At 70.0% G+C, this 26792-nt stretch carries 23 protein-coding genes; 14 read left to right on the top strand and 9 right to left on the bottom strand.

The window, feature by feature from the left end; genetic code table 11:
* The first annotated feature begins 416 nt into the window (after positions 1 to 416).
* Positions 417 to 2216 (top strand): alkyl/aryl-sulfatase, encoded by a 1800-nt coding sequence (locus tag WBA97_RS03150; protein ID WP_424229125.1) that lies wholly within the window; start codon positions 417 to 419, stop codon positions 2214 to 2216.
* 139 nt (positions 2217 to 2355) lie between these two features.
* Here the strand turns inward: WBA97_RS03150 and WBA97_RS03145 are convergent, their stop codons facing one another.
* Positions 2356 to 3153, bottom strand: coding sequence for an IclR family transcriptional regulator (locus WBA97_RS03145; protein WP_424229124.1), 798 nt, complete (start codon positions 3151 to 3153; stop codon positions 2356 to 2358).
* 227 nt (positions 3154 to 3380) lie between these two features.
* On the opposite strand from WBA97_RS03145, the gene WBA97_RS03140 reads away from it, so the two are divergent.
* The gene (locus WBA97_RS03140; RefSeq protein ID WP_424229123.1) at positions 3381 to 3857 is read left to right on the top strand and encodes a hypothetical protein; all 477 of its coding nucleotides are present in this window, start codon (positions 3381 to 3383) and stop codon (positions 3855 to 3857) included.
* 37 nt (positions 3858 to 3894) lie between these two features.
* Here WBA97_RS03140 and WBA97_RS03135 read toward each other — a convergent pair whose 3' ends face one another.
* The gene (locus WBA97_RS03135) at positions 3895 to 5532 is read right to left on the bottom strand and encodes an ABC-F family ATP-binding cassette domain-containing protein (protein ID WP_424229122.1); all 1638 of its coding nucleotides are present in this window, start codon (positions 5530 to 5532) and stop codon (positions 3895 to 3897) included.
* Between the two features lie 122 nt (positions 5533 to 5654).
* Between WBA97_RS03135 and WBA97_RS03130 the strand changes: the two genes are divergently transcribed.
* Both WBA97_RS03130 and WBA97_RS03125 read left to right on the top strand, forming a co-directional pair.
* Positions 5655 to 6281: a nitroreductase family protein gene (locus WBA97_RS03130; protein WP_424229121.1), complete on the top strand. Its 627-nt coding sequence runs from the start codon at positions 5655 to 5657 to the stop codon at positions 6279 to 6281.
* A gap of 31 nt (positions 6282 to 6312) precedes the next feature.
* The gene (locus WBA97_RS03125; protein WP_424229120.1) at positions 6313 to 6969 is read left to right on the top strand and encodes a maleylpyruvate isomerase N-terminal domain-containing protein; all 657 of its coding nucleotides are present in this window, start codon (positions 6313 to 6315) and stop codon (positions 6967 to 6969) included.
* Positions 6970 to 6991: 22 nt separating this feature from the next.
* On the opposite strand, the gene hrpB is transcribed toward WBA97_RS03125, so the two are convergent.
* Entirely contained in the window at positions 6992 to 9397 is a 2406-nt protein-coding gene (hrpB, locus tag WBA97_RS03120) for an ATP-dependent helicase HrpB (RefSeq protein WP_424229119.1), read from the bottom strand.
* A 101-nt stretch (positions 9398 to 9498) separates the two neighbouring features.
* Between hrpB and ilvA the strand changes: the two genes are divergently transcribed.
* Positions 9499 to 10728, top strand: a complete 1230-nt coding sequence (ilvA, locus tag WBA97_RS03115) for a threonine ammonia-lyase IlvA (RefSeq protein WP_424229118.1) — start codon at positions 9499 to 9501, stop codon at positions 10726 to 10728.
* A gap of 151 nt (positions 10729 to 10879) precedes the next feature.
* Here ilvA and WBA97_RS03110 read toward each other — a convergent pair whose 3' ends face one another.
* Positions 10880 to 11710: an alpha/beta fold hydrolase gene (locus WBA97_RS03110; RefSeq protein ID WP_424229117.1), complete on the bottom strand. Its 831-nt coding sequence runs from the start codon at positions 11708 to 11710 to the stop codon at positions 10880 to 10882.
* A gap of 154 nt (positions 11711 to 11864) precedes the next feature.
* Here WBA97_RS03110 and WBA97_RS03105 point away from each other — a divergent pair, with 154 nt between their 5' ends.
* The 6 genes from WBA97_RS03105 (at position 11865) to WBA97_RS03080 (ending at position 17317) form a co-directional block, all read left to right on the top strand.
* Entirely contained in the window at positions 11865 to 12611 is a 747-nt protein-coding gene (locus tag WBA97_RS03105; protein WP_424229116.1) for a 3-hydroxybutyrate dehydrogenase, read from the top strand.
* 109 nt (positions 12612 to 12720) lie between these two features.
* Positions 12721 to 13461 (top strand): ABC transporter ATP-binding protein, encoded by a 741-nt coding sequence (locus WBA97_RS03100; RefSeq protein ID WP_424229129.1) that lies wholly within the window; start codon positions 12721 to 12723, stop codon positions 13459 to 13461.
* The gene (locus tag WBA97_RS03095; protein ID WP_424229115.1) at positions 13454 to 14146 is read left to right on the top strand and encodes an ABC transporter ATP-binding protein; all 693 of its coding nucleotides are present in this window, start codon (positions 13454 to 13456) and stop codon (positions 14144 to 14146) included. Before WBA97_RS03100 ends, WBA97_RS03095 begins: the two co-directional genes overlap by 8 nt.
* A 40-nt stretch (positions 14147 to 14186) precedes the next feature.
* A complete protein-coding gene (locus WBA97_RS03090; protein WP_424229114.1) occupies positions 14187 to 15428 on the top strand; it encodes an ABC transporter substrate-binding protein in 1242 nt (413 codons plus the stop codon).
* A 6-nt stretch (positions 15429 to 15434) separates the two neighbouring features.
* Positions 15435 to 16307, top strand: a complete 873-nt coding sequence (locus WBA97_RS03085; RefSeq protein WP_424229113.1) for a branched-chain amino acid ABC transporter permease — start codon at positions 15435 to 15437, stop codon at positions 16305 to 16307.
* Positions 16304 to 17317 carry a branched-chain amino acid ABC transporter permease gene (locus tag WBA97_RS03080; RefSeq protein WP_424229112.1) on the top strand — a complete coding sequence of 338 codons (1014 nt, stop codon included), beginning with the start codon at positions 16304 to 16306 and terminating at the stop codon, positions 17315 to 17317. The genes WBA97_RS03085 and WBA97_RS03080 overlap by 4 nt, the downstream gene beginning before the upstream one ends.
* Here the strand turns inward: WBA97_RS03080 and WBA97_RS03075 are convergent.
* The 5 genes from WBA97_RS03075 to WBA97_RS03055 form a co-directional block, all read right to left on the bottom strand.
* Entirely contained in the window at positions 17309 to 17536 is a 228-nt protein-coding gene (locus WBA97_RS03075) for a hypothetical protein (RefSeq protein WP_424229111.1), read from the bottom strand. The genes WBA97_RS03080 and WBA97_RS03075 overlap by 9 nt on opposite strands.
* Positions 17537 to 17573: 37 nt before the next feature.
* Positions 17574 to 18593: a galactofuranose ABC transporter, permease protein YjfF gene (gene yjfF, locus WBA97_RS03070; RefSeq protein ID WP_424229110.1), complete on the bottom strand. Its 1020-nt coding sequence runs from the start codon at positions 18591 to 18593 to the stop codon at positions 17574 to 17576.
* Positions 18590 to 19588 (bottom strand): ABC transporter permease, encoded by a 999-nt coding sequence (locus WBA97_RS03065; protein WP_424229109.1) that lies wholly within the window; start codon positions 19586 to 19588, stop codon positions 18590 to 18592. Before WBA97_RS03065 ends, yjfF begins: the two co-directional genes overlap by 4 nt.
* A gap of 148 nt (positions 19589 to 19736) precedes the next feature.
* Positions 19737 to 21254, bottom strand: a complete 1518-nt coding sequence (locus tag WBA97_RS03060) for a sugar ABC transporter ATP-binding protein (protein WP_424229108.1) — start codon at positions 21252 to 21254, stop codon at positions 19737 to 19739.
* A gap of 9 nt (positions 21255 to 21263) precedes the next feature.
* A complete protein-coding gene (locus WBA97_RS03055) occupies positions 21264 to 22235 on the bottom strand; it encodes an ABC transporter substrate-binding protein (RefSeq protein WP_424229107.1) in 972 nt (323 codons plus the stop codon).
* Between the two features lie 176 nt (positions 22236 to 22411).
* Here WBA97_RS03055 and WBA97_RS03050 point away from each other — a divergent pair, with 176 nt between their 5' ends.
* The 3 genes from WBA97_RS03050 to WBA97_RS03040 are packed head-to-tail and all read left to right on the top strand — an operon-like array spanning position 22412 to position 26756.
* A complete protein-coding gene (locus tag WBA97_RS03050) occupies positions 22412 to 22792 on the top strand; it encodes a hypothetical protein (protein WP_424229106.1) in 381 nt (126 codons plus the stop codon).
* Positions 22793 to 22815: 23 nt separating this feature from the next.
* The gene (locus WBA97_RS03045) at positions 22816 to 25305 is read left to right on the top strand and encodes an alpha-L-arabinofuranosidase C-terminal domain-containing protein (RefSeq protein ID WP_424229105.1); all 2490 of its coding nucleotides are present in this window, start codon (positions 22816 to 22818) and stop codon (positions 25303 to 25305) included.
* Complete coding sequence (locus WBA97_RS03040; RefSeq protein WP_424229104.1) at positions 25305 to 26756, top strand: family 43 glycosylhydrolase; 1452 nt, start codon at positions 25305 to 25307, stop codon at positions 26754 to 26756. The genes WBA97_RS03045 and WBA97_RS03040 overlap by 1 nt, the downstream gene beginning before the upstream one ends.
* Positions 26757 to 26792: the final 36 nt, after the last annotated feature.

Below are 26792 nucleotides of genomic sequence, written 5' to 3'. Positions count from 1 at the left end.
GTTGGGAACCCGCGAGTCCACGGTTGGGAACCCGCGAGTCCACGGTTGGGAACCCGCGAGTCCACGGTTGGGAACCCGCGAGTCTGGGGTTCGGAACCCGCGAGTCTTCGGTTGGGGACCCGCGAGTCCGCGGTTGGGGACCCGCGAGTCCACGGTTGGGAACCCGCGAGTCCGCGGTTGGGGACCCGCGAGTCCACGGTTGGGGACTCGCGAGTCTGGGGTTCGGGACCTGCGAGTCCACGGTTGGGGACTCGCGAGTCTGCGGTTCGGGTCTCGCGAGTTCAACCGGTGAGGGGGGTCGCAGGACGTCCGGGCGGTGGACGTGGCCGTCTTCAGTTCATGCGTTTCGGGTGAGGTGCCGGTTGGCCACGGCGTCGATGGTGGAAGCGGTGCCGAAGCCATGACGAGGAGACCGGATGCCTGCGAACCTGACCGATCGGACCGATTTCGAGAATGCGAACCGGGGCCTGGTCGCGCGTCTGGAACCCGGGGTGATCAAGGCCGAGGACGGCTCGGTGGTGTACGACGCCGACGTCTACACCCGGACCATGGCAGGCGAGTGTCCTGACACGGTCCATCCGAGCCTGTGGCGGCAGAGTCAGCTCACGGCCGTCCAGGGGCTGTTCGAGGTGACCGAGGGCATCTATCAGCTTCGTGGCATCGAGTTGTCGAACATGACGCTGGTCGAGGGGCGCACGGGGGTGATCGTGATCGATCCGGCGGTGTCGGCCGAGGTGTCGGCCGCCGGGCTGGCGTTGTACCGGGCCCATCGGGGTGAGCGGCCGGTGACCGCGGTGATCTTCACTCATTCCCATATCGACCATTTCGGTGGCGTGCTCGGAGTGGTCGACGCCGACACCGATGTCCCGATCGTCGCCCCCGCCGGTTTTCTGGATCATGCGGTGTCGGAGAACGTCTACGCCGGCGTGGCGATGTTGCGACGCGGGATGTACCACACCGGCATGGGCTTGCCGGTCAGTGCTGTCGGCACGATCGGGGTAGGGCTGGGACCTGGCACGTCCACGGGAACGGTGGGACTGATGGCGCCCACCGTGGACATCACCCACACCGGCCAGCAGGAGACGCTGGATGGGGTCCGGATCGTCTTCCAGATCACGCCTGGCACCGAGGCCCCTGCCGAGATGAACTTCCACTTCCCCGACGCGCGTGCGTTGTGTCTGGCGGAGAACGTCACCCACAACCTGCACAATCTGCTGACTCTGCGCGGCGCCGAGGTTCGCGACGCACGCGCCTGGTCGCGCTACATCAACGAAGCGATCGAACTGTTCGCCGACGAGACCGACATCGCGTTCGCCTCGCACCACTGGCCGACCTGGGGCGCGGACAACATCGTGAAGCTGATGACCGAGCAGCGCGACCTCTACGCGTTCCTCCACGACCAGACGTTGCGCCTGATGAACCAGGGGCACATCGGCAGCGAGATCGCCGAGGTGATCGAGCTGCCGCCTGCCCTGGACGCCGCCTGGCACACGCACGGCTACTACGGCTCGGTCAGCCACAACGTCAAGGCGATCTACCAACGCTACCTCGGCTGGTACGACGGCAACCCGGCCCACCTCTGGCAGCACCCGCCCGAGGCCGCGGCCAGTCGCTACGTCGACATCATCGGCGGCATCGACGCCACCGTCGCCAGGGCACAGGACTTCGCCGATGCCGGGGACCTGCGATTCGCCGCCGAACTCGCCAGCCATGCCGTGTTCGCCGATCCCTCTCACGAGGCGGCCAAGGTCCTGCTCGCCGACGTGTTCACCCGCCTGGGGTACGGCTCGGAGTGTGGCACCTGGCGCAACAACTACCTGACCGGCGCCCAGGAACTCCACGGCCCACTCGTCGCGGCGATGGTCAGCGCGGCCGGGATGGCGTCAGCACTCACCATCACCCAGCTGTTCGACAGCCTCGCCATCCGCATCGACGGAAAACGCGCCTGGGACACCACCGCCTCGATCCGCTGGCACTTCACCGACTCCAACGACACCTACCGGATGGAGCTGTCCAACGGCGTGCTCACCCACCACCCGACGACGCGTACACAGCCCGCCGACCTTGTCATCACACTGACCAAGCGGCAGCTGCTCGCCATGCTCGCCGGTGCCGGAACCGACGGCGTGCAATTCGACGGCGACGCGAAGACGTTCGCCGAGATCACCAGCCTCACCGACGAGCCGAACCCGAGCTTCGCCATCGTCACCCCCTGACCAGGCCATCACCACCAGCACGCCGTCCAAGCCCCACCCGCGAGTCCACGGTTCAGAACCCGCGAGTCCGCCGTTCGGGACCCGCGAGTCTGCGGTTCGGGACCCGCGAGTCTGCGGTTCGGGACTGCCGAGTTGGCGGTCAGCGCTGGGCTGGGTGATCCGGTGGCGTCGTGAGCAGGGGGGCGACGCGGGCCGCGGTCTTGTCGAGCAGCGCGGCCAGTTCGGGGAGTCGCTCGTCGGTGATGCGGACGGTGGGGCCCTGGATCGAGATCGCGCCCGACACTCCGCCGCCCGGCTGGGGGACCGGTGCGGCAATGGCGCGGACGCCGGGGTTGCGTTCCTCGTCGTTGAGCGCCCACCCGCGTTCGCGGACCAGCTCCAGCTCGGCGCGGAGCTCGTCGCGGTCGGTGATGGTGCGGTGGGTGGCCTGGACGAGGTCGCCGAGCCCGGCGATCTGCGCGTCGATGTCGTCGCCGGCCGCCAGCAGGCACTTGCCCATCGCCGAGACGTGCATCGGGACCCGGCTGCCGGACTCCTGGTTGAACCGCAGCGGCTGCCGTGACTCGACGTCGAGCACGACGCGGACCTCGTTGCCTGCCCGGATGCCCAGATTGATCGACTCCCCGGTCGCGGCCGAGAGCTCTTGGAGCAGCGGCAGTGCCTGCTGGTAGCCCAGCCGCCGTTCCGCCTTTCTGCCCAGCACGACGAGCGCGGGGCCGAGCTGGTACCGCTCGGTGCCCGGGTCCTGGATGAGCAGACCGGCCTCCGCGAGCGTGCGGGCGAGGCGGTGGGTCGTGCTCACGGTAAGCCCCGCTCGCTGGGCGAGATCCGTGATGCCCGCACCGCGGTCATCGGCCTCCACGCAGCGCAGAACGGCCAGTGCGCGTTCGACGGCCTGCGCGCCGGATCGCGGCTGGCTGGGGGACTCGTCGGTCACGTCGGCATCCTCGCACAGCCGCGGATCCGGTACCGGATCCCGGGCGCCGTGAGCCGCTCTCCGGAATTACGCACCGGCAGGACCCTACCTTCGTAGGTTGTGGCACAAATCGGTCTGGTCGTACGTTCAAATCCGTCGGGGTATTCGACCTCGGAACAATATCCATCGCATTGTTTCTTTCCCCTGCTATTGAATAGGAATACGCGATGTCGAGGTTTGCTGTAAAAATGTTGACGGTGGCGGCTGCCGCCATCGGGTTCCTCTTCTTCGGAGTGCCACTCGCGTCGGCGGCGCCTGCCGCGGTCGACGAGACGCCCGCGCAGTCCGCGGATGTCGGTGCGCTGGCCTGGTCATACACGATCGACCCGTCGTGTGGCGGCTGGGAAGGGTCGATCCGCCAGGGCGCGAACTACTGGGGTGATGTGACGGAGGGCGGCGGCACACCAGTGCAGTGCCAGAACTCCGCGATCACCGACTGCGGATTCTTCGCCGAGGGAATCGAAGTCACGGACGTCCACGGGAATCTCATCGTGGTCGGCTGCAACTACGGTGCGGGACAGTTGATCAAATTGTACCCGGGTGCGGTGAACGATGCCGCGCTGCTCGCCGCGCACGAATTCGGGCACAACTGGTACGGGCATTCCTTCAACGGCTGCGCCTCCTGGGCGAGCCCGACGGACGTGATGGCCACGACCATGTGCTGACACAGCACGGAATGACCCCCGGGCGCACGCCCGGGGGTCATTCGTCCGTCACGACGCCCTCGCTCACGCGGACGTGGCGGTTGGTGTGGACCGCGGCCAGCATGCGCCGGTCGTGGGTGACCAGCAGCAGCGTGCCGGCGTAGTTCGCCAGCGCCGACTCCAGCTGCTCGATCGCGGGCAGGTCGAGATGGTTCGTCGGCTCGTCGAGCACCAGCAGGTTCACGCCGCGGGCCTGCAGCAGCGCCAGCGCGGCACGGGTGCGCTCGCCCGGCGACAGGCTGTCAGCTGGCCGCGCCACGTGCGTCGCGGTCAGGCCGAACTTGGCGAGCAGCGTGCGCAGCTCCTGCGGCGCGGTGTCCGGCAGCTGCGCCTCGAACGCGGCGAGCAGCGTCCGGTCGTCGGTGAACAGCGCGCGGGCCTGGTCGATCTCGCCGATCCGCACCCCGGAGCCGAGCGTGGCCGTGCCGTCGTCGAGCGGCACCCGGCCAAGCAGCGCGGCGAGCAGCGTCGACTTGCCCGCCCCGTTCGCGCCGGTGATCGCGACCTTGTCCGCCCATTCGATCTGCAGGTTCACCGGGCCGAGCGTGAACGACCCGCGCCGCACCACGGCACCGCTCAAGGCGGCGACGATCGTGCCGGAGCGGGGCGCGGCGGCGATCTCCATCCGCAGCTCCCACTCCTTGCGCGGCTCCTCGACCACCTCCATCCGCTCGATCAGACGGTCGGTCTGCCGTGCCTTCGCGGCCTGCTTCTCCGTGGCCTCGACCCGCTTGTTCCTGCCGATCTTGTCGTTGTCCGGCATCTTGCGGCGGGCGTTGCGGACACCCTTGTCCATCCACGAGCGCTGCGTGCGCGCCCGCAGCTCCAGTGACGACTTCGTGTCGGCGTACTCCTCGTACCGCTCCCGCGCGTGCCGCCGCGCCACCTCGCGCTCGGCAAGGTAGGCCTCGTAGCCGCCGCCGTAGGTGTTGACCTGCTGCTGGTGCAGGTCCAGCTCGACCACCGAGGTCACCGTCCGCGCGAGGAACTCGCGGTCGTGGCTGACCAGCACGGTCGCCGAGCGCAGCCCGGTCACGAACGTCTCCAGGCGGGCGAGCCCGTCGAGGTCCAGGTCGTTGGTCGGCTCGTCGAGCAGGAACACGTCGTACCGGGACAGCAGCAGCGACGCCATGCTCGCCCGCGCCGCCTGCCCACCGGACAGCGACGTCATCGTGGCGTCCAGGCCGACGGTCAGCCCGAGGTCGGCGACCACCTCGTTCACCCGCTCGTCGAGGTCGGCACCGCCGAGCGCGAGCCAGCGCTCCAGCGCGGTCGCGTAGTCCTCGTCGGCGCCGGGCTCGCCCTCGGTCAGTGCGGCGGTGGCGGCGTCGAGTTCGGCCTGTGCCGTGGTGACGCCGGTGCGGCGGCCGAGGAACCCGTGCACGGTCTCGCCCGGAATGCGGTCCGGTTCCTGCGGCAGGTAGCCGACGGTCGCGGTCGGCGGGCTCAGCCGGACCGTGCCCTCGTCGGGCGGGCGCACGCCGCCGAGCACTCGCAGCAGCGTCGACTTGCCAGCGCCGTTGACCCCGACCAGGCCCACGACGTCGCCGGGGGCGACCACGAGTTCGAGATCGGTGAACAGGACGCGGTCCCCGTGGCCCGCCGCCAGCCCCTTGGCGACCAATGTTGCGCTCATCGCCAATGAGCCTAGGCATAAGAAAACCCCGCGGTGCTGCCAGGTCGGGGGTCCGCCAGCACCGTGGGGTCACTGATGGAATCGCCGCTGCCCGTCCGTGTGTTACCAACTAGTTTGAATCCATGACGCCGGAGGAGTTGCTGACCACCACCCGCACCGTCCGCAAACGGCTGGACCTGACCCGCCCTGTGCCATTGGACCTGGTCAAGCGCGCGTTGACGGTGGCGCTGCAGGCCCCCAGCGGCTCGAACCGGCAGACGTGGGAATGGCTCGTGGTGACCGACGCCACGCAGCGGGCCCGCGTCGGCGCCGTGTACGCGAAGGCGTGTGCCGCGTATCTGGCGTCGTCCGGGGCGGCCGGCAGGCTGTTCGCGGACGACCCATCGCGGTCGGCCGTGCAGAAACGGGTGCACGACTCCGTCGCGTACCTTGCCGAGCGGATGGGCGACGTGCCGGTGCTGGTGCTGCCGTGCCTGCGCGCCAAGCTCCCGAGCGGGAACCAGGCCGGGCTGTGGGGTTCGGTGCTGCCCGCCGCGTGGAGCTACATGCTGGCCGCGCGGTCCTACGGCCTCGGCACCGCGTGGACCACGCTGCACCTGACCCACGAACGCGAGGTCGCGGACATCCTCGGCCTGCCAGACGACGTCCACCAGGCCGCCCTGATCCCGACCGCCTACTACACGGGCGAAACCTTCAAGCCCGCCCCACGCCGGCCCCTGGACGAGGTCCTGCACGTCGACGGCTGGTAGGCGTCGCCGGACTGGCCGGTACCGTGCCGAGGTGGATCACTTCTCACGCTCGTGGACGGCGTTGCTCACCGCGGTCGCGGATACGCGGGACGAGGACTTCGACCAGCCCTCCGGGTGCGCGGGCTGGCTCGTACGTGACCTGGTGTGCCACCTTGTCATCGACGCCCAGGACGTCCTGATCACCCTGGTCACGCCCGCCGGCACCGAACCGACCGCCGACGCGGCCACCTACTGGGAGGTCACCGGCACACCCCCGACCGGCGACGACCCGCTCGACGCGCTGATCCCCCGCCTCGCCGCGGCGTACGGCGAGCCGCGGCTGCTCAAGTTCCATCTCGACGACGTCGGTTCCGCCGCGGGCCGCGCCGCCCGGCTCGCCGACCCCGCCGCCCGCGTCAGCACCCAGGACAAGGTCCTCACCGCGGGCGACTACCTGTCCGCGTACGTGATCGAGTGGACCCTGCACCACCTCGACCTGATCGCGCACCTGCCCTCAGCCGAGGAGCCACCGGCCGAGACCCTCGCGGCCGCCCGCACGTTGCTGGAGAAGATCGCCGGGCACCCGTTCCCCGCGACGTTCTCCGACACGGACGCGCTGCTGGTCGGCACCGGACGGCGCACACCGACCGATGAGGAGACCGCCGGCTTGGGCAAACTCGCCACGAGACTCCCACTATTCCTCGGCTAGTTGAAAGATCCATGGGACGGGCTTAGCGCCGGTTTGTTCGGGCCGTCGGGGTGGCGGTGGCCGGGTCCTCCGGCCATGGGTGCTTGGGGTAGCGGCCCCGTAGTTCGGCACGCACCTGCCGGTAGCCCTCCTGCCAGAACGTCGCCAGGTCCCTGGTGATCGCGACCGGGCGGCCCGCGGGGGAGAGCAGGTGCAGCAGCACCGGCACCCGGCCGTCCGCCACCGTCGGGGTGTCGAGCCAGCCGAACGTCTCCTGCAGCTTCACCGGCAGCACCGGGTCGTCCGCGCCGTAGTCGACCCGGATGCGGGCACCGGATGGCACCTGGATGCGGTCGGGCGCCAGTTCGTCGAGGCGGCCCGCGGCGGGCCAGGGCAGCAGCCGGGACAGCGCGCCATGTGTGTCGATCTTCGCGAGGTCGGCCCGGCGGCGGGCGGTCGCCAGCTCCGGGCCGAGCCAGACCGGTGCGGCCGCGAGCAGTGCGTCGTCGTCCACCGATGGCCACGGGTCGCCGAGCACGCGGTGCAGCAACGCGAGCCGCTGCCGCAGGCGGGTCGCGGACTCGGGCCACCGCACCAGGTCCAGGCCCTCGGCACGCAGCCCGTCGACGAGCGCTGCCAGCACGCGCGCCGGGTCCGGGTTCGGCAGTGGCCGTGCCCGCAGGACGATCGCGCCAAGGCGGCGGACGTGCCGGGCCACCACGTCGCCGTCCGTCCAGCCGATCTCGTCCACCGCCGACAGCAGGGCGGGGGCGGCGCGTTCGGCCAGCACCTGGTCCGCGCGGGCGGCGAGCCGGATCTTCCCCTGCGTGCGGCCGGGTTGCCGGTCGGCGCTCGCGACCGCGAGCCACTCGGCGTCGGTGCTGCCGTCGAGTTCCGCGGCGGTGCCGCCCGCCATGAGGTACACGTGCGAGCCGGGCGCCCGGCGGCGCGCCAGCCGCTCCGGGTGCGCGAGTGCGACGACCAGCGCCGGATCGGGTGTCCCGTGTGGACCGTGCGGCACGAGTGCGGCGAGCCTGCGCACCTCGCGTGCCCACCGCTTGTCGCCGTCGCGGCGCAGCCCGCGCAGCGTGTCCTCGACGGACGTGCCGGTGGCGAGCGTGTCGTCGTCGAGGAGTGCGACCACTTCGGCGGCCGCGGTCGCGCCCACCGCGGCGGCGCCGTCGAGCAGTGCCCGCGCGAGGCGAGGGTGCAGGCCGACGTCGGAGATCCGCCTGCCGCGGTCGGTCACCGCGCCAGTGTCGTCCAGTGCGCCCAGTGCCGTGAGCACGGCCCGGCCCGCGGCCAGCGCGCCAGGGGGTGGCGGGTCCCACCAGTCGAGTGCCGAGCCGTCCGGGGTGCCCCAGCAGGCCAGCTCCAGCGCGAGCCGGGTGAGGTCGGCGGTGCGGATCTCCGGTTCCGGCTGGGCAGGCAGCGTCGCGTGCTCGTGCTCGGCCCAGCAGCGGTACACGCGCCCGGGCGCCTCGCGGCCCGCGCGCCCGGCCCGCTGCTCGGCCACCGACAGCGACACCCGCGTGGTGACCAGCCCCGCGAGCCCGCGCCGGTGGTCCATCCTGGGTACGCGCGCCAGCCCGGAGTCGACGACGGCCCGCACCCCCGGCACCGTCAGGCTGGACTCGGCGACCGCGGTGGCGAGCACGACGCGGCGCTCGGTGCCCTTGGCCAGCGCGGCGTCCTGCTTGGCGGCGGGCAGCCTGCCGTGCAGCGGCATCGTGTGCACGCCGGACAGGAGCCCCATGACCCGGTTGATCTCCGCGGCGCCCGGCAGGAACACCAGCACGTCACCATCCTGTTCGGACAGTGCGGTGCGGACGGTGCGGGCCACCCGCTGCTCGACCCGCTCGCCCCGCACCGGCGGCGTGTAGGTGACCGTGACCGGATAGGTGCGGACATGCGCCTCGATCACCGGCGTGCCGTCGCCCAGCAGCGCGGCGACCCGGTCGGTGGCGACGGTCGCGGACGTGGCGAGCAGCCGCAGGTCGGGCCGCAGCCCGGCGCGGGCGTCGAGCAGGAGCGTGAGCAGCAGGTCGGCGTCCAGGTGGCGCTCGTGGATCTCGTCGAGCAGCACCGTGCCGACCCCGGGCAGGCTCGGGTCGTGCTGGAGCCGCCGGACCAGCAGCCCGGTGGTGACGACCTCGACCCTCGTGTCCTTCGAGATCTTCCGGTCCCCGCGCACCGCGTACCCGACGGTCCGGCCGACGGGCTCGCCGATCAGCTGCGCCATCCGGGTGGCCGCCGCGCGTGCCGCGAGCCTGCGCGGCTCGGCGACCACGATCTTCCCGATACCGCTGCCACCGGCCAGCGCCAGCGGCACGACCGTGGTCTTGCCGGTGCCTGGCGGCGCGACGAGCACCGCCGCCCCGTGCCCGTCGAGCGCCGAGACGACGTCGCCGAGCACCGCGCGCACGGGCAGGTCGGGTAGGGGGAACACGACCATGAGCCTAGGCAGGCACGGCCGCGTCGGAACCACCCGGGCAAGCCGGTCGTGACGCTCCGACGTGGGCCGACGGGGTGGTCGGTAAGGTCACGCGGGTGGTATCGAAGGTGGACGTCGCGTCGGCGGCGGAGCGGTTCGCGGGGGTGATCCCGCCGAGCCCGCTGCAGCGCAACGGGCGGCTCTCCGCGCGGTACGACCTCGATGTGTGGCTCAAACGGGAGGACCTGAACGCGGTCCGGTCCTACAAGGGACGCGGGGCGTTCAACTTCGTGAGCATGCTCGACCGGGACGCGCGGGAGCGCGGCGTCGCGTGCGCGAGCGCGGGCAACCACGCACAGGGCGTGGCGTTCGCGTGCGCGTCGCTCGGGGTGCGGGCCACGGTGTACCTGCCGCGCACCACACCACGGCAGAAGCGCGACCGCGTCGCGGCGCTCGGCGGCAGGCACGTCACGGTGGTGGTCGAGGGCGAGACCTACGACGATGCGTCGGCCGCCGCGTCGGCGTACGCGGCCGCGACCGGCACGACCCTCATCCCGGCGTTCGACGACCCGCGCACCATCGCGGGCCAGGGCACGGTCGTCGCCGAGGTCGTGGCGCAGCTCGGCAGCATGCCGGACGCGCTGGTCGTCCCCGTCGGCGGCGGTGGCCTGCTCGCGGGCACCCTCGCGTGGCTCGGCACCGGCGAGCGGGTGATCGGCGCGGAACCAGCGGGCGCGGCGAGCATGGCGTTCGCGTTGGCCGAGGGCGGGCCCGCGCCCCTCACGGACCTGGACCCGTTCGTCGACGGCGCCGCTGTCCGGCAGGTCGGCTCCCACACGTATGCCCTTGCCGCCGCGCACCGTCCGCGCCTGGTCGCGGTGCCGGAAGGGCAGATCTGCGTGGAGATGCTGGACCTGTACCAGTCGGACGGGATCATCAGCGAGCCAGCGGGTGCCCTGGCTTCTGCCGCGCTGGCCTCGCTGGACCTGCCGCCCGGGTCGACGGTCGTGTGTGTGCTGTCCGGTGGCAACAACGACGTCAGCCGGTACGCGGAGATCGTCGAGCGTGCGCTCGTGTACGAGGGGCGTAAGCACTACTTCCTGGTCGAGTTTCCTCAGGAACCGGGTGCTCTGCGTCGCTTCCTGGACGATGTGCTCGGGCCGGACGACGACATCACGTTGTTCGAGTACGTGAAGCGCAACAACCGGGAGACCGGGCCCGCGGTGGTGGGTATCGAACTCGGTGCGCCGGAGAACCTCGCCGGGATGCTGAAGCGCATGGAGGCGGCGCCGCACCGCATCGAACAGGTTCCGCCGGACAGCCCGTTGTTCGCCTTCCTGGTTTGACGCTGGATGTTTTCTCGGGTTTCTATGCCCTGGCCAGTCCTTTGTGGAGGACGGCCGCGAACTCTGCGGGGGACTCGACCGTCAGCACCTGCGCGGTGAGTCTCGGGGTGGTCACCCGAGACGCCGTTATCCCGTCCAACATCGTTGCTCCTCAGGACAGTGCGGCGGCCACGGCGCCGGCGCCGTTCTCGCCAAGCAGGATCGTGTAGTGGTTGGTGTCCGGCACCGTCGTGACCGCCAGACCGACCGCGGCCGGGTCGGGGTACAGGGCCGTCGGCTCGTCGAACATGCCTCGCGCGGCACGCAGGAAAACGGTGTCCCTCGGCAGCGCCTCGTATGCGGTCAGTGGCTCGGCGCCCTTGTGCAGGTCGACGAAGTCGGCGCGGACCGCGTCGCCGTTCACGCCGCTGCGCAGCTCGGGTGCCGTGCCGATCAGGTCGTAGTCCACATAGGACTCGATGGCGGGGTGCCACACCGCGAACGACGGGTGCTGCCGCCAGAAGTCGTGGTACTCCGCGCGCGAGGCGAACCGCATCGACAGGCGTGCCACCGCGGGTCCGAGCGCGGTCTCGATGCCGACGCCGTCGGGCAGCGACAGGGGCGCGCCGCCGTCGACCAGCACGAGCCGCGCCACCCGCGACGGGTACCGGTGTGCCAGGACCGACGCGACGAACCCGCCCATCGAGTGCCCGACCACCACGGCCCGCTCGATGCCGAGCGCGTCCAGCACGGCGACGCAGTCGGCCGCGTGCGCGGCCATCCCGTACGGCCCCGGCAGCGCTCCGCTGCCGCCGCGGCCACGCAGGTCCGGCGCCACGACCGGGCCGGGCACCAGCGGCGCGACCATGCCCCACGCGACGTGGTTGGCCGTGATGCCGTGGATCGCGAGCACGGGTGGCCCGTCACCGAGCGCACCCCACTGGCCGACCGTCAGCTCGCCACCTGGCACGGGCACCTGGGACAGCCTGGACGCCATCGTCATGGCAGTACCCTCTCCGTCGCGCACCCGCCGGTCAACGTGGCGGGTCGCCATCCCGTGGTGAACCCACATGTGGCCGCCCCACACGGCTGACCGGCCGAGTATGGATGTGCCAGCCGTGGAACCCGCTCCGGCGGGCGTCGTAGGTTCAGCAACCATGAGTGCTGGGGATCTGTCAGGACGGCGGGCGCTGGTGACCGGCGCGGCCAGCGGGATCGGGCGGGCGTGCGCGGCACGGCTGGTGGCGGCGGGTGCGAAGGTGGTGGCCGCCGACCGGGACGCCGACGCGCTGGCCGCGCTCGACCTGGACGTCGAGCCGGTGGTCGTCGACCTCGCCGACCTCGACGCGATCGACGGGCTCGACCTCGCGGTCGACATCGTGATCAACAACGCGGGCTTGCAGCACGTCGCGCCGATCGAAGAGTTCCCGCCGGAGCGGTTCTCCTATCTGCTGCGCGTGATGCTGGAGGCGCCGTTCCGGCTGGTGCGTGGCGCGCTGCCGCACATGTACGACGGGAACTGGGGCCGGGTCGTCACGATCTCCAGCGTGCACGGGCTGGTCGCGTCGCCGTACAAGTCCGCGTACGTGGCGGCCAAGCACGGTGTCGAGGGGCTGTCGAAGGTGATCGCGATGGAGGGCGCCGCGCACGGCGTCACCTCGAACTGCGTGAACCCGGCCTACGTCCGCACCCCGCTGGTGACGAACCAGGTCGCCGCGCAGGCGAAGAACCTCGGCATCCCGGAGGAGCGGGTGATCGAGGAGGTCATGCTCGAGCCGGCCGCGGTGCGGCGGCTCATCGAGCCGGAGGAGGTCGCCGAACTGGTGGCCTACCTCTGCTCGGATGCCGCGTCCGCCATCACGGGTGCATCGATGAAGATCGACGGCGGATGGACCGCGCATTGAGCGCTATGGCGGATATGAACACAACCGGCCATCGCCTTGTGGACGTTCGGGCCATGTCGCGGCGGCGGGACTACTCTCTAGGGTCTTCCGGGTGACGGACGCCACACCGATGTTGCGTACTCGTGGACTTCTGAGGGAGTTCAGCGGGTTCGTCGCCGTGAACGGCGTCGACCTGGAGGTCGCCGCGGGGACCGTGCACGCGCTCGTCGGACCGAACGGCGCGGGCAAGACCACCCTGTTCAACCTGCTCACGGGCTTCCTCAAGCCGTCGGGCGGGCGGATCGAGCTGGACGGAGAGGACGTCACGGGCCTGCGGCCAGAGCAGATCGCGCAGCGCGGGGTCGCCAGGTCGTTCCAGATCACCAGCCTGTTCGAGGAGCTGACGCTCGTCGAGCACGTCGAGCTGGCGCTGCAGGGCCGCGACGGCCGCGGCTACCGCTTCTGGCGTTCCGACAAGGCACTGCGGAGCTACCGCGCGGAGACCGACGACCTCCTCGAGGAGGTCGGGCTGACCGCGCACGCGTACAAACCGGCGGGCAGCCTCGCGTACGGCCAGAAGCGGGCGCTCGAACTGGCGCTGGCGCTCGCGCTGTCGCCGCGGCTGCTGCTGCTCGACGAGCCGACCGCGGGCATGGGCGTCGAGGACGTGGCCCGCACCGTCGAGCTGATCAGGCGGGTGCGCGCGGACCGCACGATCGTGCTGGTGGAACACAACATGAAGGTCGTCGGTGATCTCACCGACCGGGTGACCGTGCTCCAGTTCGGCAAGATCCTCGCCGAGGGTCCGTACGCGGAGGTCCGCAACGACCCCCGTGTGATCACCGCGTACCTGGGGGAGACCGTTGCTTAGCGTCCACGACCTCGTCGCCGGGTACGGCGAAGCCCAGGTCCTGCAAGGGGTCTCGCTCGACGTCGGCGCGGGTGAGGTCGTCACCCTCGTCGGTCGCAACGGCGCGGGCAAGACCACGCTGCTGCGCTGTCTCATGGGACTGCACCGCCCCACGTCCGGCCGCATCGAGCTGGACGGGCGGGACATCACGAAGCTGGCGCCGCACAAGCGGTGCGGGCTCGGTCTCGGGTACGTGCCCGACGACCGAGGGATCTACTCGACCCTCACCGTCGAGGAGAACCTCACGCTGCCACCCAGGACCGGCTCGGACGCCTGGTCGCTTGAGCAGGTCTACGAGGCGTTCCCGGTGCTCGCCGAACGCAGGAAGCAGGCGGGCACCCACCTGTCGGGCGGTGAGCAGCAGATGCTGTCCGTCGCGCGGGTGCTGCGCATGGGCGCCCGGCTGCTGCTCGCCGACGAGCCGACCGAAGGGCTCGCACCCCTTCTCGTGCAACAGATCGGCGAGATCATCCGCACGGTCAAGGAGCACGGTGTCACCGTGCTGCTGATCGAGCAGAACATCCACTTCGCGGCCACCGTGGCCGACCGGCACCACCTCATCGCGCAGGGCCGCGTCGTCGAGTCACTCGACAACGCGGAGGTGGCGCGGCGCGAGCACGAGCTGCTCGAGTACCTCGGCATCTGAACAGCGTCAGAAAACCGCGCAGGAACACTAGGGAGAACTCATGGCAACCAGGCTCAAGGCGGCGTCGGCGGTCGTCGCGGTCGGCGCGCTCCTCGCCGGTTGCGGCGGTGGTCCCCAGGGCGGTGGCGGCAAGATCAGCGGGGACGCGATCAAGCTCGGCGTCATCACCGACCTGTCCGGCGTCTACTCCGAGCTCGCGGGCGAGAACGCCGTCGAGGCGGTGAAGATGGCCGTCGACGACTTCAAGGCACGCCACAAGGACGACGGCGTGACCCAGAACATCGAGGTCACCCAGGCCGACCACCAGAACAAGCCGGAGATCGCGAACACCGCGGCACGGGAGATGTACGACCGCGACGGGGTCGACTCGATCTTCGACGTGCCCACCTCGTCGGCGGCGCTCGCGATCGCCACCGTCGCCGGGCAGCAGAAGAAGATGTACTTCAACATCGGCGCCGCCACCACGGAGCTGACCGGCGCGCAGTGCAACCCCTACACCTACCACTACGCCTACGACACCTACATGCTGGCGCACGGCACCGGCACCACGGTGACCGAACAGGGCGCGAAGAACTGGTACATCATCTACCCGGACTACGCGTTCGGGCAGGACATGAACAAGAGCTTCACCGAGGCCATCGAGAGTGCGGGTGGCAAGGTCGGCGTCGCGGACCCGACCCCGTTCCCGAACGACAACTTCTCGACGTTCATGACGAAGGCGCCCAACCTCAACCCGAAGCCGGACGTGCTCGGCGTCATGCAGGCGGGCGGTGACCTCGTCAACGTCGTCAAGCAGTACAACGAGTTCGGGCTCAAGGACAAGGGCGTCGGCCTGGCGGTCGGCCTGATGTTCGACACCGACATCGCGTCGATCGGCGTGGAGTCCCTCGCGGGCACGCTGTACACGACGGCCTGGTTCTGGAACATGGACGAGAAGAGCCGTGCGTGGGCGGACAAGTTCAAGGAGCGCACCGGCGCGCGGCCGACGTTCGACCACGCCGCGAACTACTCGGCGGCGACGCAGTACCTGGAGGCCGTGCAGCGCGCGGGCACCGATGACGCGGACGCCGTGCGCGAGGAGCTCGACGGCAACGAGTTCGAGGACTTCTTCGCCCGCAACGCCAAGATCCGCGCCGAGGACCACAGCGTCGTCCACGACTCCTACCTCGTGAAGGTCAAGGAGCCGGGCCAGGTCAAGGAGGACTTCGACTTCACCGAGATGGTCGAGACGATCCCGGCCGCCGAGGCGTTCCGGGAGCCGACCGGCTGCGACATGGGCTGATAACACATGGAACTGGTCCAGCAGCTCTTCAACGGGTTGGTCAGCGGAAGCTTCTACGCGCTGCTCGCGCTGGGGCTGTCGGTGATCTTCGGGATGCTCGGTGTGGTCAACTTCGCCCACGGCGCGTTCTACATGCTCGGCGCGATGGGTGCGTTCGTGCTGCTGGACACCGTGGGGCTGTCGTGGTGGCTCGCGCTGATCGTGGTGCCGGTGATCCTGGGGATCTTCGGCATGGTCCTCGAACGGCTGCTGGTCGCGAGACTCGTGCGGCTCGACCCGCTGTACAACTTCCTGCTCACGTTCGGCATCGCGCTGATCCTGCAGGACGTGGTGCGGTTGCGGTACGGCGTGCAGTCGCAGCCGTACTCGCGGCCGGAGCTGCTGGACGGGACCGTGAACCTCGGGTTGTTCGACTACCCGAAGTACCAGGTGTTCGTGCTGCTGTTCTCGATCGTCGTGTCGGTGCTGGTGTGGCTGGTGCTGACGAAGACCAGGGTCGGCGTGATCGTGCGGGCGTCGACCGAGCGGCCGGAGCTGACCACGGCGCTCGGCATCGACGTGCGCCGCTGGGTGACCCCGGTGTTCGGGTTCGGCATCGCGCTGGCCGGGCTCGCCGGGGTGCTCGCGGCGCCGATGCGCGCGGTGAACTCGAGCATGGGCGGCGACCTGATCATCGTGATCTTCGCGGTGGTGGTGATCGGCGGCCTCGGGTCGGTGTTCGGGTCCGTGGCCGCCGGGTACCTGGTCGGCATGCTGTCCGCCGTCGGGAACCTCTACATCCCGGCGTTCTCGCAGAGCCTCGTGTTCGTGCTCATGGCGCTGGTGCTGCTGCTGCGCCCGGCGGGCCTGTTCGGCCGGGAAGAAGGAGTGCGCACGTGATCATCTCCAGGCTGGTCGCCGGGCGCTCACCGCTCGTGCGCCTCGCGATGCTCGCAGTCGGGCTGGTGCTGGCGTTCGGGCTGCCGTGGATGATCTACCCGCCGGTGGCGCTGGACATCGCGGCGTGGGCCCTGTTCGCCGTCGCGCTGGACCTCCTGCTGGGCTACACGGGACTGCTTTCCTTCGGCCACGCGGCTTTCTGGGGTTCGTCGGCGTACGCGACCGGGATCATCGCGATCGAGACCGGCCTGCCGTTCTACGTCGCGGTCCTCGGCGGGGCGGTGGTGGCGGCCCTGATCGCGGTGCCGATCGCGTTGCTCTCCGTGCGGCGCACGGGAATCTACTTCGCGATGGTGACGCTGGCGTTCGCGCAGCTGATCTACTTCGTCGCGAACCAGTGGCGCTCGGTCACCGGCGGCGAGAACGGCCTGCAGGGCATCCCACGTGAGGCGTTCGGCTGGGACCTCGCGGACTCCTTCTACTTCTACTACGCGGCACTGCCGCTGATCCTGGTCGGCCTGTTCGTCGCGTGGCGCGTCGTGTACTCACCGTTCGGCCGGGTCATGGTGGCGATCCGGGAGAACCCGGCCCGTGCCCGCGCGCTCGGCTACCCGGTGAACCGGTACAAGGTGCAGGTGTTCGTGATCTCCGCGTTCCTGGCGGGCATCGCGGGCGGCGTGTACGCGATCGGCCACGGGTTCGCGTCGCTGCAGGAGGTCTACTGGACGACCTCCGGCAAGGTCGTCGTGATGACCATCCTCGGCGGCATCGGCACGCTGTGGGGCCCGGTCCTCGGCGCGGGCATCATCGTGGTGCTGGAGGACTACCTGGCGACGGCGGGCATCGACGCGATCGGCGTGATCACCGGCGCCATCTTCGTGATAACCGTGCTGGTGTTCCGCCGCGGCATCTGGGGCACGGCGAAACACCTGCTGAGAAGCCGGGTCAGGCAACCATCGCCGGAACCCGGGGAGCGAGCGGAACCCGCGGCACGCGCGAGCTCACGATGAGTCATCCGTCCTGCGGGCCGCGAAGACCCGCTCCGCCATCAGCGCGCTGATCCCCAGCAGCGAGATGCTCCCGACGGCACACAACGGAACGGACAGCGTGATCGCGGCCAGCTGCTCCTCGTTCAACAGGACCATGAGTCCGATGAGGACGACGGCGTAGGTGGCGGTCAGCGTGCCAAGGACCGCGGCGACACGAGCTTCAGACCACGAATCACTCATGTGAGGCTCCCAGTCTCCTTCGGGCCCTCCAGTATGCCTACTTCAGCGGTTGACGGCGAACGATGAGCCGCTGCAGCGCGATGAACGCCAGCAACAGCACGCCGATCACGATCTTCGTCCACCACGATGACAGGGTGCCCTCGAACGAGATCAGGGTCTGCACCGTGCCCAGCACGAGCACGCCGAACACCGAGCCGACCACGTAACCGACGCCGCCCGCGAGCAGCGTCCCGCCAACGACCACCGCGGCGATGGCGTCCAGCTCCATGCCGACGGCGTGCAGGCTGTAGCCGGACAGCATGTAGAAGCTGAACAGCAGCCCGCCCAGTGCCGAGCAGAACCCGCTGATCACGTACACGCCGATCTTGATCCGGCCGGTGCGCAGCCCCATGAGCGTGGCGGACGACTCGCTGCCGCCGACCGCGTACACGGTCCGGCCGAAACGGGTCAGGTGCAGCACGTACGCCGCCACCGCGACCACGATCAGCGCGATCACCACGCTGTAGGTGATCGTGACCTCGCCGGGCAGCTCGATCGAGGCGACCGCGATGTCGCGGAAGGTGCCGTTCTTGATGGACACCGACTCCACGCTGATCACGAAGCACAGCCCGCGCGCCAGGAACATCCCGGCCAGCGTCGCGATGAACGGCTGCACGCCGAACCGGTGGATCATCACGCCCATGCCGAGCCCCAGGACGGCGCCCGTCGCGAGCACGGCGAGGATCACCAGCCACGCTGGCCACCCTGCCCGCAGCGTGGCGGCCGCGATCATGGTGGACAGCGCGACGACCGACCCGACGGACAGGTCGATGCCGCCGGTGAGGATCACGAACGTCATGCCGACCGCGACGACGATGAGAAAGGCGTTGTCGATGAACAGGTTCGCGACGACCTGGCCGGAGGCGAACCCGTCGTACCGGATCGACCCCGCGCCGAAGGTCAGCACGAACACCACGAACGTGGCGATCACCGGAAGGAACCGGGACGGCACCCGCGCGGCGAGGGAGGCGCGGGGCTTCTCCCTGGCCGCGAGCGGCGGGGGAGCGGTCGCGGTCATCGGGCACCTGCCTTCTCCGGCACCGTCACGGGAACAGCCGGTGGTCTGCGGAGTGTCTGGGTGAGCCTGGGTGCCTGCAGCAGGCACACCACGATCACCACCGCCGCCTTGAACACGAGCGTGGTCTCCGGCGGCACACCGATCGTGTACACGGTCGTGGTCAGCGTCTGGATCACCAGCGCGCCGATGAGCGTGCCGGTCAGCGAGTACCGCCCGCCCGCGAGCGACGTGCCGCCGATGACGACGGCGAGGATCGCGTCCATCTCGATCCACAGCCCGGCGTTGTTGGCGTCGGCCGCGTTCACGTTCGACGCGATCATCAGCCCGGCCACGCAGGCGCACAGCGCGGAGAACACGTAGACGGTCCAGATGATCGTGCGGGAGCGGACCCCGGCGAGCCTGCTCGCCTCCGGGTTCACGCCGACGGCCTCGATCAGCATGCCGAGTGCGGTCCGCCTGGTCAGCAGCGCGACCCCGGCGAGCGCGGCGAGGCTGATGAGGATCGCGATCGGCAGCACCAGGAAACCGGCGCCGACCTGCCGGAACATGTCGTTGTTGACGGTGACGATCTGGCCCTCGGTGATGAGCATCGCCATGCCGCGGCCCGCGGTCATCAGCACGAGCGTCGCGATGATGGGCTGGATGCCGAGGACGGAGACGAGGAACCCGTTCCACAGTCCAAGGACCGCGCACAGTGCGAGCGCGAGCGCCATGCCACCGAGCGCGTCGCCGGTGGTCGCGATGTGGGTGCAGGTCACCGCGCCCGCGATGGCGGCGACCGCGCCGACCGACAGGTCGATGCCCCTGGTGGCGATCACGAGCGTCATGCCGAGCGCGATCAGCAGCGTGGGCGCGCCGTTGCGGAGGATGTCGACGAGGCTGCCGAACAGGTGCCCGTCCTGGATCCGCAACGCGAAGAACGACGGCGTGAACACGAGGTTCAGCACCAGCAGCGCCACCAGCGCGAGCAGAGGCCACCACAACCGGTTCCTCATGACCGCACCTCGCACGCTCCGTGGCGCCGGAACGCTCCGCAGGCTCCGCTCCACCGGCGCCCTCCGCGAGCGCGCCGCGGTCGTGACCATCGACGCTCTGCTCGATGGTTCGCTCCGCAAGCTCCGCTCACGGCTCCGCAAGCTCCGCTCATGTGTGCACCACCTTCTCGGCCTCCGCGGCGATGAGTGCCAGCACGTCGTCCACATTGACCTCGCTGCCGGTCAGCTCGCCGATCTTCTGCCGGTCCCGCAGCACGACCACCCGGTCGGACACGCGGACCACCTCCTCCAGCTCGGCGGAGATGAACACCACGGCCATGCCATCGGCCGCGAGGTCGGCGACCACCTTCTGGATCTGGGCCTTCGCGCCGACGTCGATGCCGCGGGTCGGTTCGTCGAGGATCAGCAGCTTCGGTTGCGTCACGAGCCACCGGGCCAGCAGCACCTTCTGCTGGTTGCCGCCGGACAGCGTGCCGACCACCGCGTCCGGGTCGGCGGGCCGGATGTCCAGGGCCTCGACGTACTTCGCGACCAGCTCGTCGGCGGTGCGGCGGGACACCTGCCGCGCCCACCCCCTGGCCGCCTGTACGGCGAGGATCAGGTTGTCGCGCACGGTCAGGTCCTCGACCAGCCCCTCGGCCTTGCGGTCCTCGGAGGTGAAGGCGATGCCGTGCGCGATCGCCGACCTCGGGGTGCGTAGCTTCAGCGGTTTCCCGTCGAAGTACACGTGACCCGAGTCGGCCCGGTCGGCACCGAACAGCAGCCGCGCCAGCTCGGTGCGGCCCGAGCCCAGCAGCCCGGCCACCCCGACGACCTCGCCGGGGTGCAGCTCCAGGTCGAACGGCGCGATCGACCCCGCGCGGCCGAGGCGCTCGGCCCGCAGCAGGGGAGTGTCGGACGGGACGCGCCGCTCGGTGCGCCGCTCCACCTCGTCGAGCACGGTCAGGTCGCGGCCGATCATGGCACGCACCAGCTCGAGCCTGCCGACCTCGGCCGTCGTGTACTCACCGACGACCTTTCCGTTGCGCAGCACCGTCATCCGGTTCGCGATCTCGTAGACCTGGTCGAGGAAGTGCGACACGAACAGGATCGCGACACCCTCGTCCCGCAGCACCCGCACGATCCGGAACAGCTCGGCGACCTCACCGGCGTCCAGGCTGGACGTCGGCTCGTCGAGGATCAGCACCCGCGCGTCCACGGCGACCGCGCGGGCGATCGCCACGAGCTGCTGCACCGCGATCGGGTGCCTGCCGAGCGCGGACCCCGGGTCGATGTGCAACCCGATGCGGGACAACAACTCCGCCGCGCGTGCCCGCATGGCGCGGCCGTCGATCGCGCCGAACCTGCGTGGCTCCCTGCCGAGCAGGATGTTCTCCGCGACCGAGAGGTTCGTGCACAGGTTCACCTCCTGGTACACGGTGCTGATACCGGCGTCCTGCGCGTGCGCGGGGCCGTGGAAGGACACCGGGACGCCGGCGAGACGGATCTCGCCGGCGTCGGTGGCGTGCACCCCCGTGAGCGCCTTGATGAGCGTCGACTTCCCGGCCCCGTTCTCGCCGAGGAGCGCGTGCACCTCGCCGGGCAGGAGCCGGAAGTCGACGTCGTCGAGGGCCTTCACCCCGGGAAAGGTGACGGTGATGCCCTGCAGTTCTACGAGTGGATCCATGTCCATCTGTCAGTACTTGCGGTCCGGGAGCGCGGTCTTGGCCTGTTCCTGGTCGAACGTCGTCTCCTCGGTGACCACGCGCTCCGGTACCTCCTCGCCTGCGACGACCTTCTTCGCCAGGTCCATCAGCTGCGGTCCGAGCAGCGGGTTGCACTCGACGATGAAGTTGATCTCGCCGTTCGCCAGCGCGGTCATGCCGTCCTTCACCGCGTCCACCGTGATGATCTTGATGTCGGTGCCGGGCTTCTTGCCCGCCGCCTTGATCGCCTCGATGGCGCCGAGGCCCATGTCGTCGTTGTGTGCGTACACGACGTCGATGTCCGGCTGGGACTTCAGGAACGCCTCCATCACCTGCTTGCCGCCGGACCGCGTGAAGTCACCGGTCTGCGAGGCGACGATCTTGATGTCCGAGCGGGACTTGATCTCGGCCTCGAAGCCCTCCTTGCGGTCGATCGCGGGCGCCGCGCCGGTCGTGCCCTGCAGTTCGACCACGTTCACCGGGCCGTCGGTGTTCTCCGTCAGCCACTTGCCTGCCTTCTTGCCCTCGTCGATGAAGTCCGAGCCGAGGAAGGTCTCGTAGAGCGACGTGTCGTCCGAGTCGATGGCGCGGTCGGTGAGGATCACCGGGATCTTGGCGCGCTGCGCCTCGAGCAGCACGGTGTCCCAGCCGGTCTCCACCACCGGGCTGAAGGCGATCACGTCCACCTTCTGCTGGATGTAGGACCGGATCGCCTTGATCTGGTTCTCCTGCTTCTGCTGCGCGTCGGAGAACTTCAACTCGATCCCGGCCGCTTTCGCGGACTCCTGGACCGACTTCGTGTTCGCCGTCCGCCAGCCGCTCTCCGCGCCGACCTGGGCGAACCCCATGGTGATCGTGTCGTCGGTGCCGTTGCCCGCACCGCTGCCGCCGCTGCCACCGCCGCATGCGGTCAGTGCCGCCAGCAGGACCGCGGCGAGGGCGGTCGTGATCGTCTTCCGCACTGCACTTCCTCCGTTGGACCGTGCGTGACCCGTGTCACTGGGCCACTAGAGTGAACGCTCACAGTCAGGACGTCAAGCGACTGACGCCAAGAAGTTGTTTTTGTTGACGACCCTCCCGAACGCGTTCTATGTTAGCGCTAACTTTGCCGCGTCGACTCTGTCTTCGGAGGACTCCCATGCGGGCTCTCCTCGTACTCGCGGTCCTCGCGGCGGGTCTCTTCGCACCAGCCCCGGCGGCGGCCGCGCCGCACTACGCCGGACATGTGTTCCTCTGCTTCGCTGGTGAGGGCACCGCCGAAGGCGAGCAGGTGTCCCTCGCGGCCAGCCGCGGCAACGACCCGCTGAAGTGGGACGAGCGCAACGGCGGAAGGCCGGTGCTCACGTCGTCCCTCGGGGAGTTCGGCGGCCGCGGCTACGTGCCGTTCACCTCCGCCGACCTCGCCTCCGGCGACTGGCGGCTCGAGACCTCCTACGAGCTGCCCGTGCGACCCCGGCACGGCACGGTCCTGCCCGTGACCCAGTCCGAACTGGACGGTGTGCGCGCGGCCTACCCCTGATTTCCACGCGAGGGAGCACCACCATGCGCAGAATCCGGCCGCTGCTGGCGGCCGTGCTCGCCACGTCCATGATCGTCGCCCTGCCCGGTTCCGGTCAGGCGGCCGACACCGACTACCGCGTCACCGTCGACATGTCCGCGACGGGCCCGGAGATCTCCGACCAGTTGTACGGCGTCTTCTTCGAGGACATCAACCGCGCGGCGGACGGCGGGCTGTACGCCGAGCTGGTGCAGAACCGGTCGTTCGAGTACGACCAGGCCGACAACGCGGCCTACACCCCGCTCACCGGATGGGCGCCGAGGAGCGGCAACCCGCAGGTCGTCGACGACGCGGGCCGCCTCAACGAGCGCAACCGCCGGTACCTGAAGCTGCCGCTGCCTGGCGAGGTCATCAACGCGGGCTACAACTCCGGCATCCGGGTGGAGAATGGCAAGCGGTACGACTTCTCCGTCTGGGCCCGCACCGACCAGGCGACCACGCCGCTGACCGTGTCGCTCACCGACCCGGCGGGCGCGGCTCTTGCCGACCCGCTGCGGCTCGCCGTCCTCGGCGCGACCTGGACCAGGTACACCGGCACGTTCACGGCGAAGACGGCGAGCATCACCGGCAGGCTGCTGGTGTCCGGCGGGGGAGCCGGCACCCTCGCACTCGACATGGTGTCGCTGTTCCCCCGAGACACGTACAAGAACCGGCAGAACGGCATGCGCCGTGACCTCGCCGAGAAGATCGCCGCACTGCACCCCGGCTTCGTCCGGTTCCCCGGCGGCTGCCTCGTCAACACGGGCAGCCACTACGGCTACGAGGCGCCGGACTGGGAGCGCCGCCGCTCCTACCAGTGGAAGGACACGATCGGCCCGGTCGAACAACGCGCCACGAACGCGAACTTCTGGGGCTACAACCAGTCCTACGGCATCGGCTACTACGAGTACTTCCAGTTCTCCGAGGACATCGGCGCGATGGCGCTGCCGGTCGTGCCCGCGCTCGTCACCGGCTGCGGCCAGAACCAGGCCACCGACGACCCTGCCCTGCTGGCGCGGCACATCCAGGACACGCTCGACCTGATCGAGTTCGCGAACGGGCCCGCCGACTCGGAGTGGGGCAAGGTGCGGGCCGGGATGGGGCACCCGGCGCCGTTCGGGCTCACCCACCTCGCGGTCGGCAACGAGGAGAACCTGCCGGACGCGTACTTCGCCCGCTTCACCCAGTTCCGCGCCGCGATCGAGGCGGCCCACCCGGACATCACGGTGGTCGGTAACTCCGGCCCGGATGACGCGGGCGGCACCTTCGACCGTCTCTGGGAGCTCAACAAGGACGCGGGCGTCGCGATGGTCGACGAGCACTACTACAACAGCCCGACCTGGTTCCTGCAGAACAACGAGCGCTACGACAGCTATGACCGGCAGGGCCCGAAGGTGTTCCTCGGCGAGTACGCGTCGCAGGACAACCGGTTCTACAACGCGTTGTCCGAGGCCGCGTACATGACCGGCCTGGAACGCAACGCCGACGTCGTGCGGCTCGCGTCCTACGCGCCGCTGCTGTCGAACGAGGACTACGTGCAGTGGCGGCCGGACATGATCTGGTTCAACAACCGCGCGTCGTGGGGCTCGGCCAGCTACGAGACGCAGCGGCTGTTCATGAACAACGTGGGCGACCGCGTGGTGCCGAGCACCGCGACCGGCACCCCGTCGCAGGAGGACCAGCCGATCACCGGCGCGGTCGGGCTGTCCACCTGGGCCACCGCCGCGTCCTACGACGACGTCCGGGTGACCACACAGGACGGCACGCAGCTGTTCGCCGACGACTTCTCCGGCACCGACGCGAACTGGACAAACATCGCGGGTCGCGGCACGTGGGCGGTCACCGGCGGCGCGTATGTCCAGTCCGACGCCGCGGCGGAGAACACGATGGTCATGGCGGGCGACCCGGCGTGGCAGAACTACGACGTGACCGTGAAGGCCACCAAGCAGTCCGGCAGGGAGGGGTTCCTGGTCGGGTTCGGCGTCAAGGACTCCGGCAACTACTACTGGTGGAACCTGGGCGGCTGGAACAACACGCAGTCGGCCGTCGAGAAGGCCGAGGGTGGCGGCAAGTCGACGCTGATCACCGACGGCACCACCGTCGAGACCGGACGGACCTACGACCTGCGTGTCTCGGTCCTCGGCCGGACCGTGTCGCTGTTCCTGGACGGGCAGAAGTGGGGCGAGTTCACCGACAGCCAGAAGGTGGAGCCGTTCCGCCAGGTCGTCACCCGCGACGCGCGGACCGGCGAGCTGATCGTCAAGGTCGTCAACGCGCAGGCGAACGCGGCGCGCGCGACCGTCGACCTGAATGGCGGAGGCGTCGAGCGCAGCGCCAGGGTGACCACGCTGCAGGGCGACCCGAACGACGTGAACACCCAGTACACGACCCCGATCGCGCCACGCGAGTCGCGGGTGGACGTGGCGAGCACGTTCACGCACACGTTCCCGCCGTACTCGGTGACGTTCCTCCGCATCAAGGTCAGGAGCAGCTGATGGGCATCGACAGGAGAACTCTGTTCAAGGCCGGTGGCGTGGTGGCCGCGGTGAGCGCCCTGCCCGCCGCGGCGCCCGGTGTGGCCACCGCGGCCCCGGCGTCGCCTGCACCGCTCACCACCCGCAACCCGCTGGTCGAACAGCGTGCCGACCCGTTCGTCACCCGTCCCGTCGACGGTATGTACTACCTGACCGGGTCGGTGCCGGAGTACGACCGGGTGGTGGTGCGCGGCGCGAGCACGATCGACGGGCTCTCGACCGCGCGTGAACGCACCATCTGGCGGCGGCCCGCGTCCGGTCCGATGGCCGGCTACATCTGGGCGCCGGAGCTGCACCGCGTCGGCGACCGCTGGTATGTCTACTTCGCGGCCGGTGACGGCGACGACCCGTTCCGCATCCGCACCTACGTGCTCGAGTCGCCGAACGCCGACCCGCGCGCGTCCGGCTGGCTGCCGCCGAAGCGGATGGTGACCGGCTGGGAGTCGTTCACGCTCGACGCGACCACCTTCGAGCACCGGGGGAAGCGGTACTTCCTGTGGGCGCAGAGCGAACCGGGCATCGCGACCAACAGCAACCTCTACATCGCGGAGATGGCGTCGCCGACCGAGCTGGCGACCGCGCCGGTGCGGATCGCGGTGCCCACGCTCAGCTGGGAGATCCAGGGGTTCCTGGTCAACGAGGGGGCCGCGGTGCTGATCAGGAACGGGCGCGTGTTCGTCACGTTCTCCGCGTCCGCCACCGACGCCCGCTACTGCATGGGCCTGCTCACCGCCGACGAGAACGCGAACCTCCTCGACGCGAGGTCGTGGACCAAGTCGCCGAACCCGATCTTCGTGACCAGCGCGGAGACCGGGCAGTACGGCCCCGGCCACAACTCGTTCACCGTGCAGGGCGAGGACGACGTGCTCGTCTACCACGCCCGCGACTACCGCGACATCACCGGCGACCCGCTGTTCGACCCGAACCGGCACACCAGGGTGCAGAAGCTGTACTGGAACGAGGACGGCACGCCCGCGTTCGGTGTGCCGGTCGGCAAGGGCGGGCAGGTGGTGCGGCTGTCGCCGTACGACGCGCGGCACCTGGTGGTCCGGCACGCCGAGTTCCGCCTTCGCGTCGACGGCAACGTGCGCGAGGTGGCCGACTCGTGGTTCCGGTTCACTCCCGGGCACCTCGGCGCGGGCACCGTCGCGGTCCGGTCGGTCAACTTTCCGGAGCGACACGTGGCGGCAGGCGACGGCGTGCTGCGGATCGAGCCATACGCTGACACGGACGAATACGGACGCGCGACAAGCTTCGTGCGGGTGCCGGGTCTGGCGGACCGGTCGGGCGTGTCGCTGCGCCTTTCCGACGACCCGGGCGCCTACGTTTCCCACGACAACGGGCGGCTCGTGGTGGCCCGGCCGGGCGGGGGACGCGCCGAACGAGCGCGTGCGACGTTCGCGATCGGGTGACGGTGGGACACTGTGACCAGGCGCGGACCAGGCGCG

This window comes from Actinophytocola sp. (assembly GCF_049647105.1).
Classification (GTDB): Bacteria; Actinomycetota; Actinomycetes; order Mycobacteriales; family Pseudonocardiaceae; genus Actinophytocola.
This window is presented reverse-complemented; position numbering and strand designations above follow the sequence as displayed.

Excerpts from the sequence above, each read along its gene's own strand:
- WBA97_RS03150 (WP_424229125.1), top strand. The coding sequence starts at position 417 with ATGCCTGCGAACCTGACCGATCGGACCGATTTCGAGAATGCGAACCGG.
- WBA97_RS03140 (WP_424229123.1), top strand. The coding sequence starts at position 3,381 with ATGTTGACGGTGGCGGCTGCCGCCATCGGGTTCCTCTTCTTCGGAGTG.
- WBA97_RS03135 (WP_424229122.1), bottom strand. The coding sequence starts at position 5,532 with ATGAGCGCAACATTGGTCGCCAAGGGGCTGGCGGCGGGCCACGGGGAC.
- WBA97_RS03130 (WP_424229121.1), top strand. The coding sequence starts at position 5,655 with ATGACGCCGGAGGAGTTGCTGACCACCACCCGCACCGTCCGCAAACGG.
- WBA97_RS03110 (WP_424229117.1), bottom strand. The coding sequence starts at position 11,710 with ATGACGATGGCGTCCAGGCTGTCCCAGGTGCCCGTGCCAGGTGGCGAG.
- WBA97_RS03105 (WP_424229116.1), top strand. The coding sequence starts at position 11,865 with ATGAGTGCTGGGGATCTGTCAGGACGGCGGGCGCTGGTGACCGGCGCG.
- WBA97_RS03100 (WP_424229129.1), top strand. The coding sequence starts at position 12,721 with ATGTTGCGTACTCGTGGACTTCTGAGGGAGTTCAGCGGGTTCGTCGCC.
- WBA97_RS03090 (WP_424229114.1), top strand. The coding sequence starts at position 14,187 with ATGGCAACCAGGCTCAAGGCGGCGTCGGCGGTCGTCGCGGTCGGCGCG.
- WBA97_RS03085 (WP_424229113.1), top strand. The coding sequence starts at position 15,435 with ATGGAACTGGTCCAGCAGCTCTTCAACGGGTTGGTCAGCGGAAGCTTC.
- WBA97_RS03075 (WP_424229111.1), bottom strand. The coding sequence starts at position 17,536 with ATGAGTGATTCGTGGTCTGAAGCTCGTGTCGCCGCGGTCCTTGGCACG.
- yjfF (WP_424229110.1), bottom strand. The coding sequence starts at position 18,593 with ATGACCGCGACCGCTCCCCCGCCGCTCGCGGCCAGGGAGAAGCCCCGC.
- WBA97_RS03065 (WP_424229109.1), bottom strand. The coding sequence starts at position 19,588 with ATGAGGAACCGGTTGTGGTGGCCTCTGCTCGCGCTGGTGGCGCTGCTG.
- WBA97_RS03060 (WP_424229108.1), bottom strand. The coding sequence starts at position 21,254 with ATGGATCCACTCGTAGAACTGCAGGGCATCACCGTCACCTTTCCCGGG.
- WBA97_RS03050 (WP_424229106.1), top strand. The coding sequence starts at position 22,412 with ATGCGGGCTCTCCTCGTACTCGCGGTCCTCGCGGCGGGTCTCTTCGCA.
- WBA97_RS03045 (WP_424229105.1), top strand. The coding sequence starts at position 22,816 with ATGCGCAGAATCCGGCCGCTGCTGGCGGCCGTGCTCGCCACGTCCATG.
- WBA97_RS03040 (WP_424229104.1), top strand. The coding sequence starts at position 25,305 with ATGGGCATCGACAGGAGAACTCTGTTCAAGGCCGGTGGCGTGGTGGCC.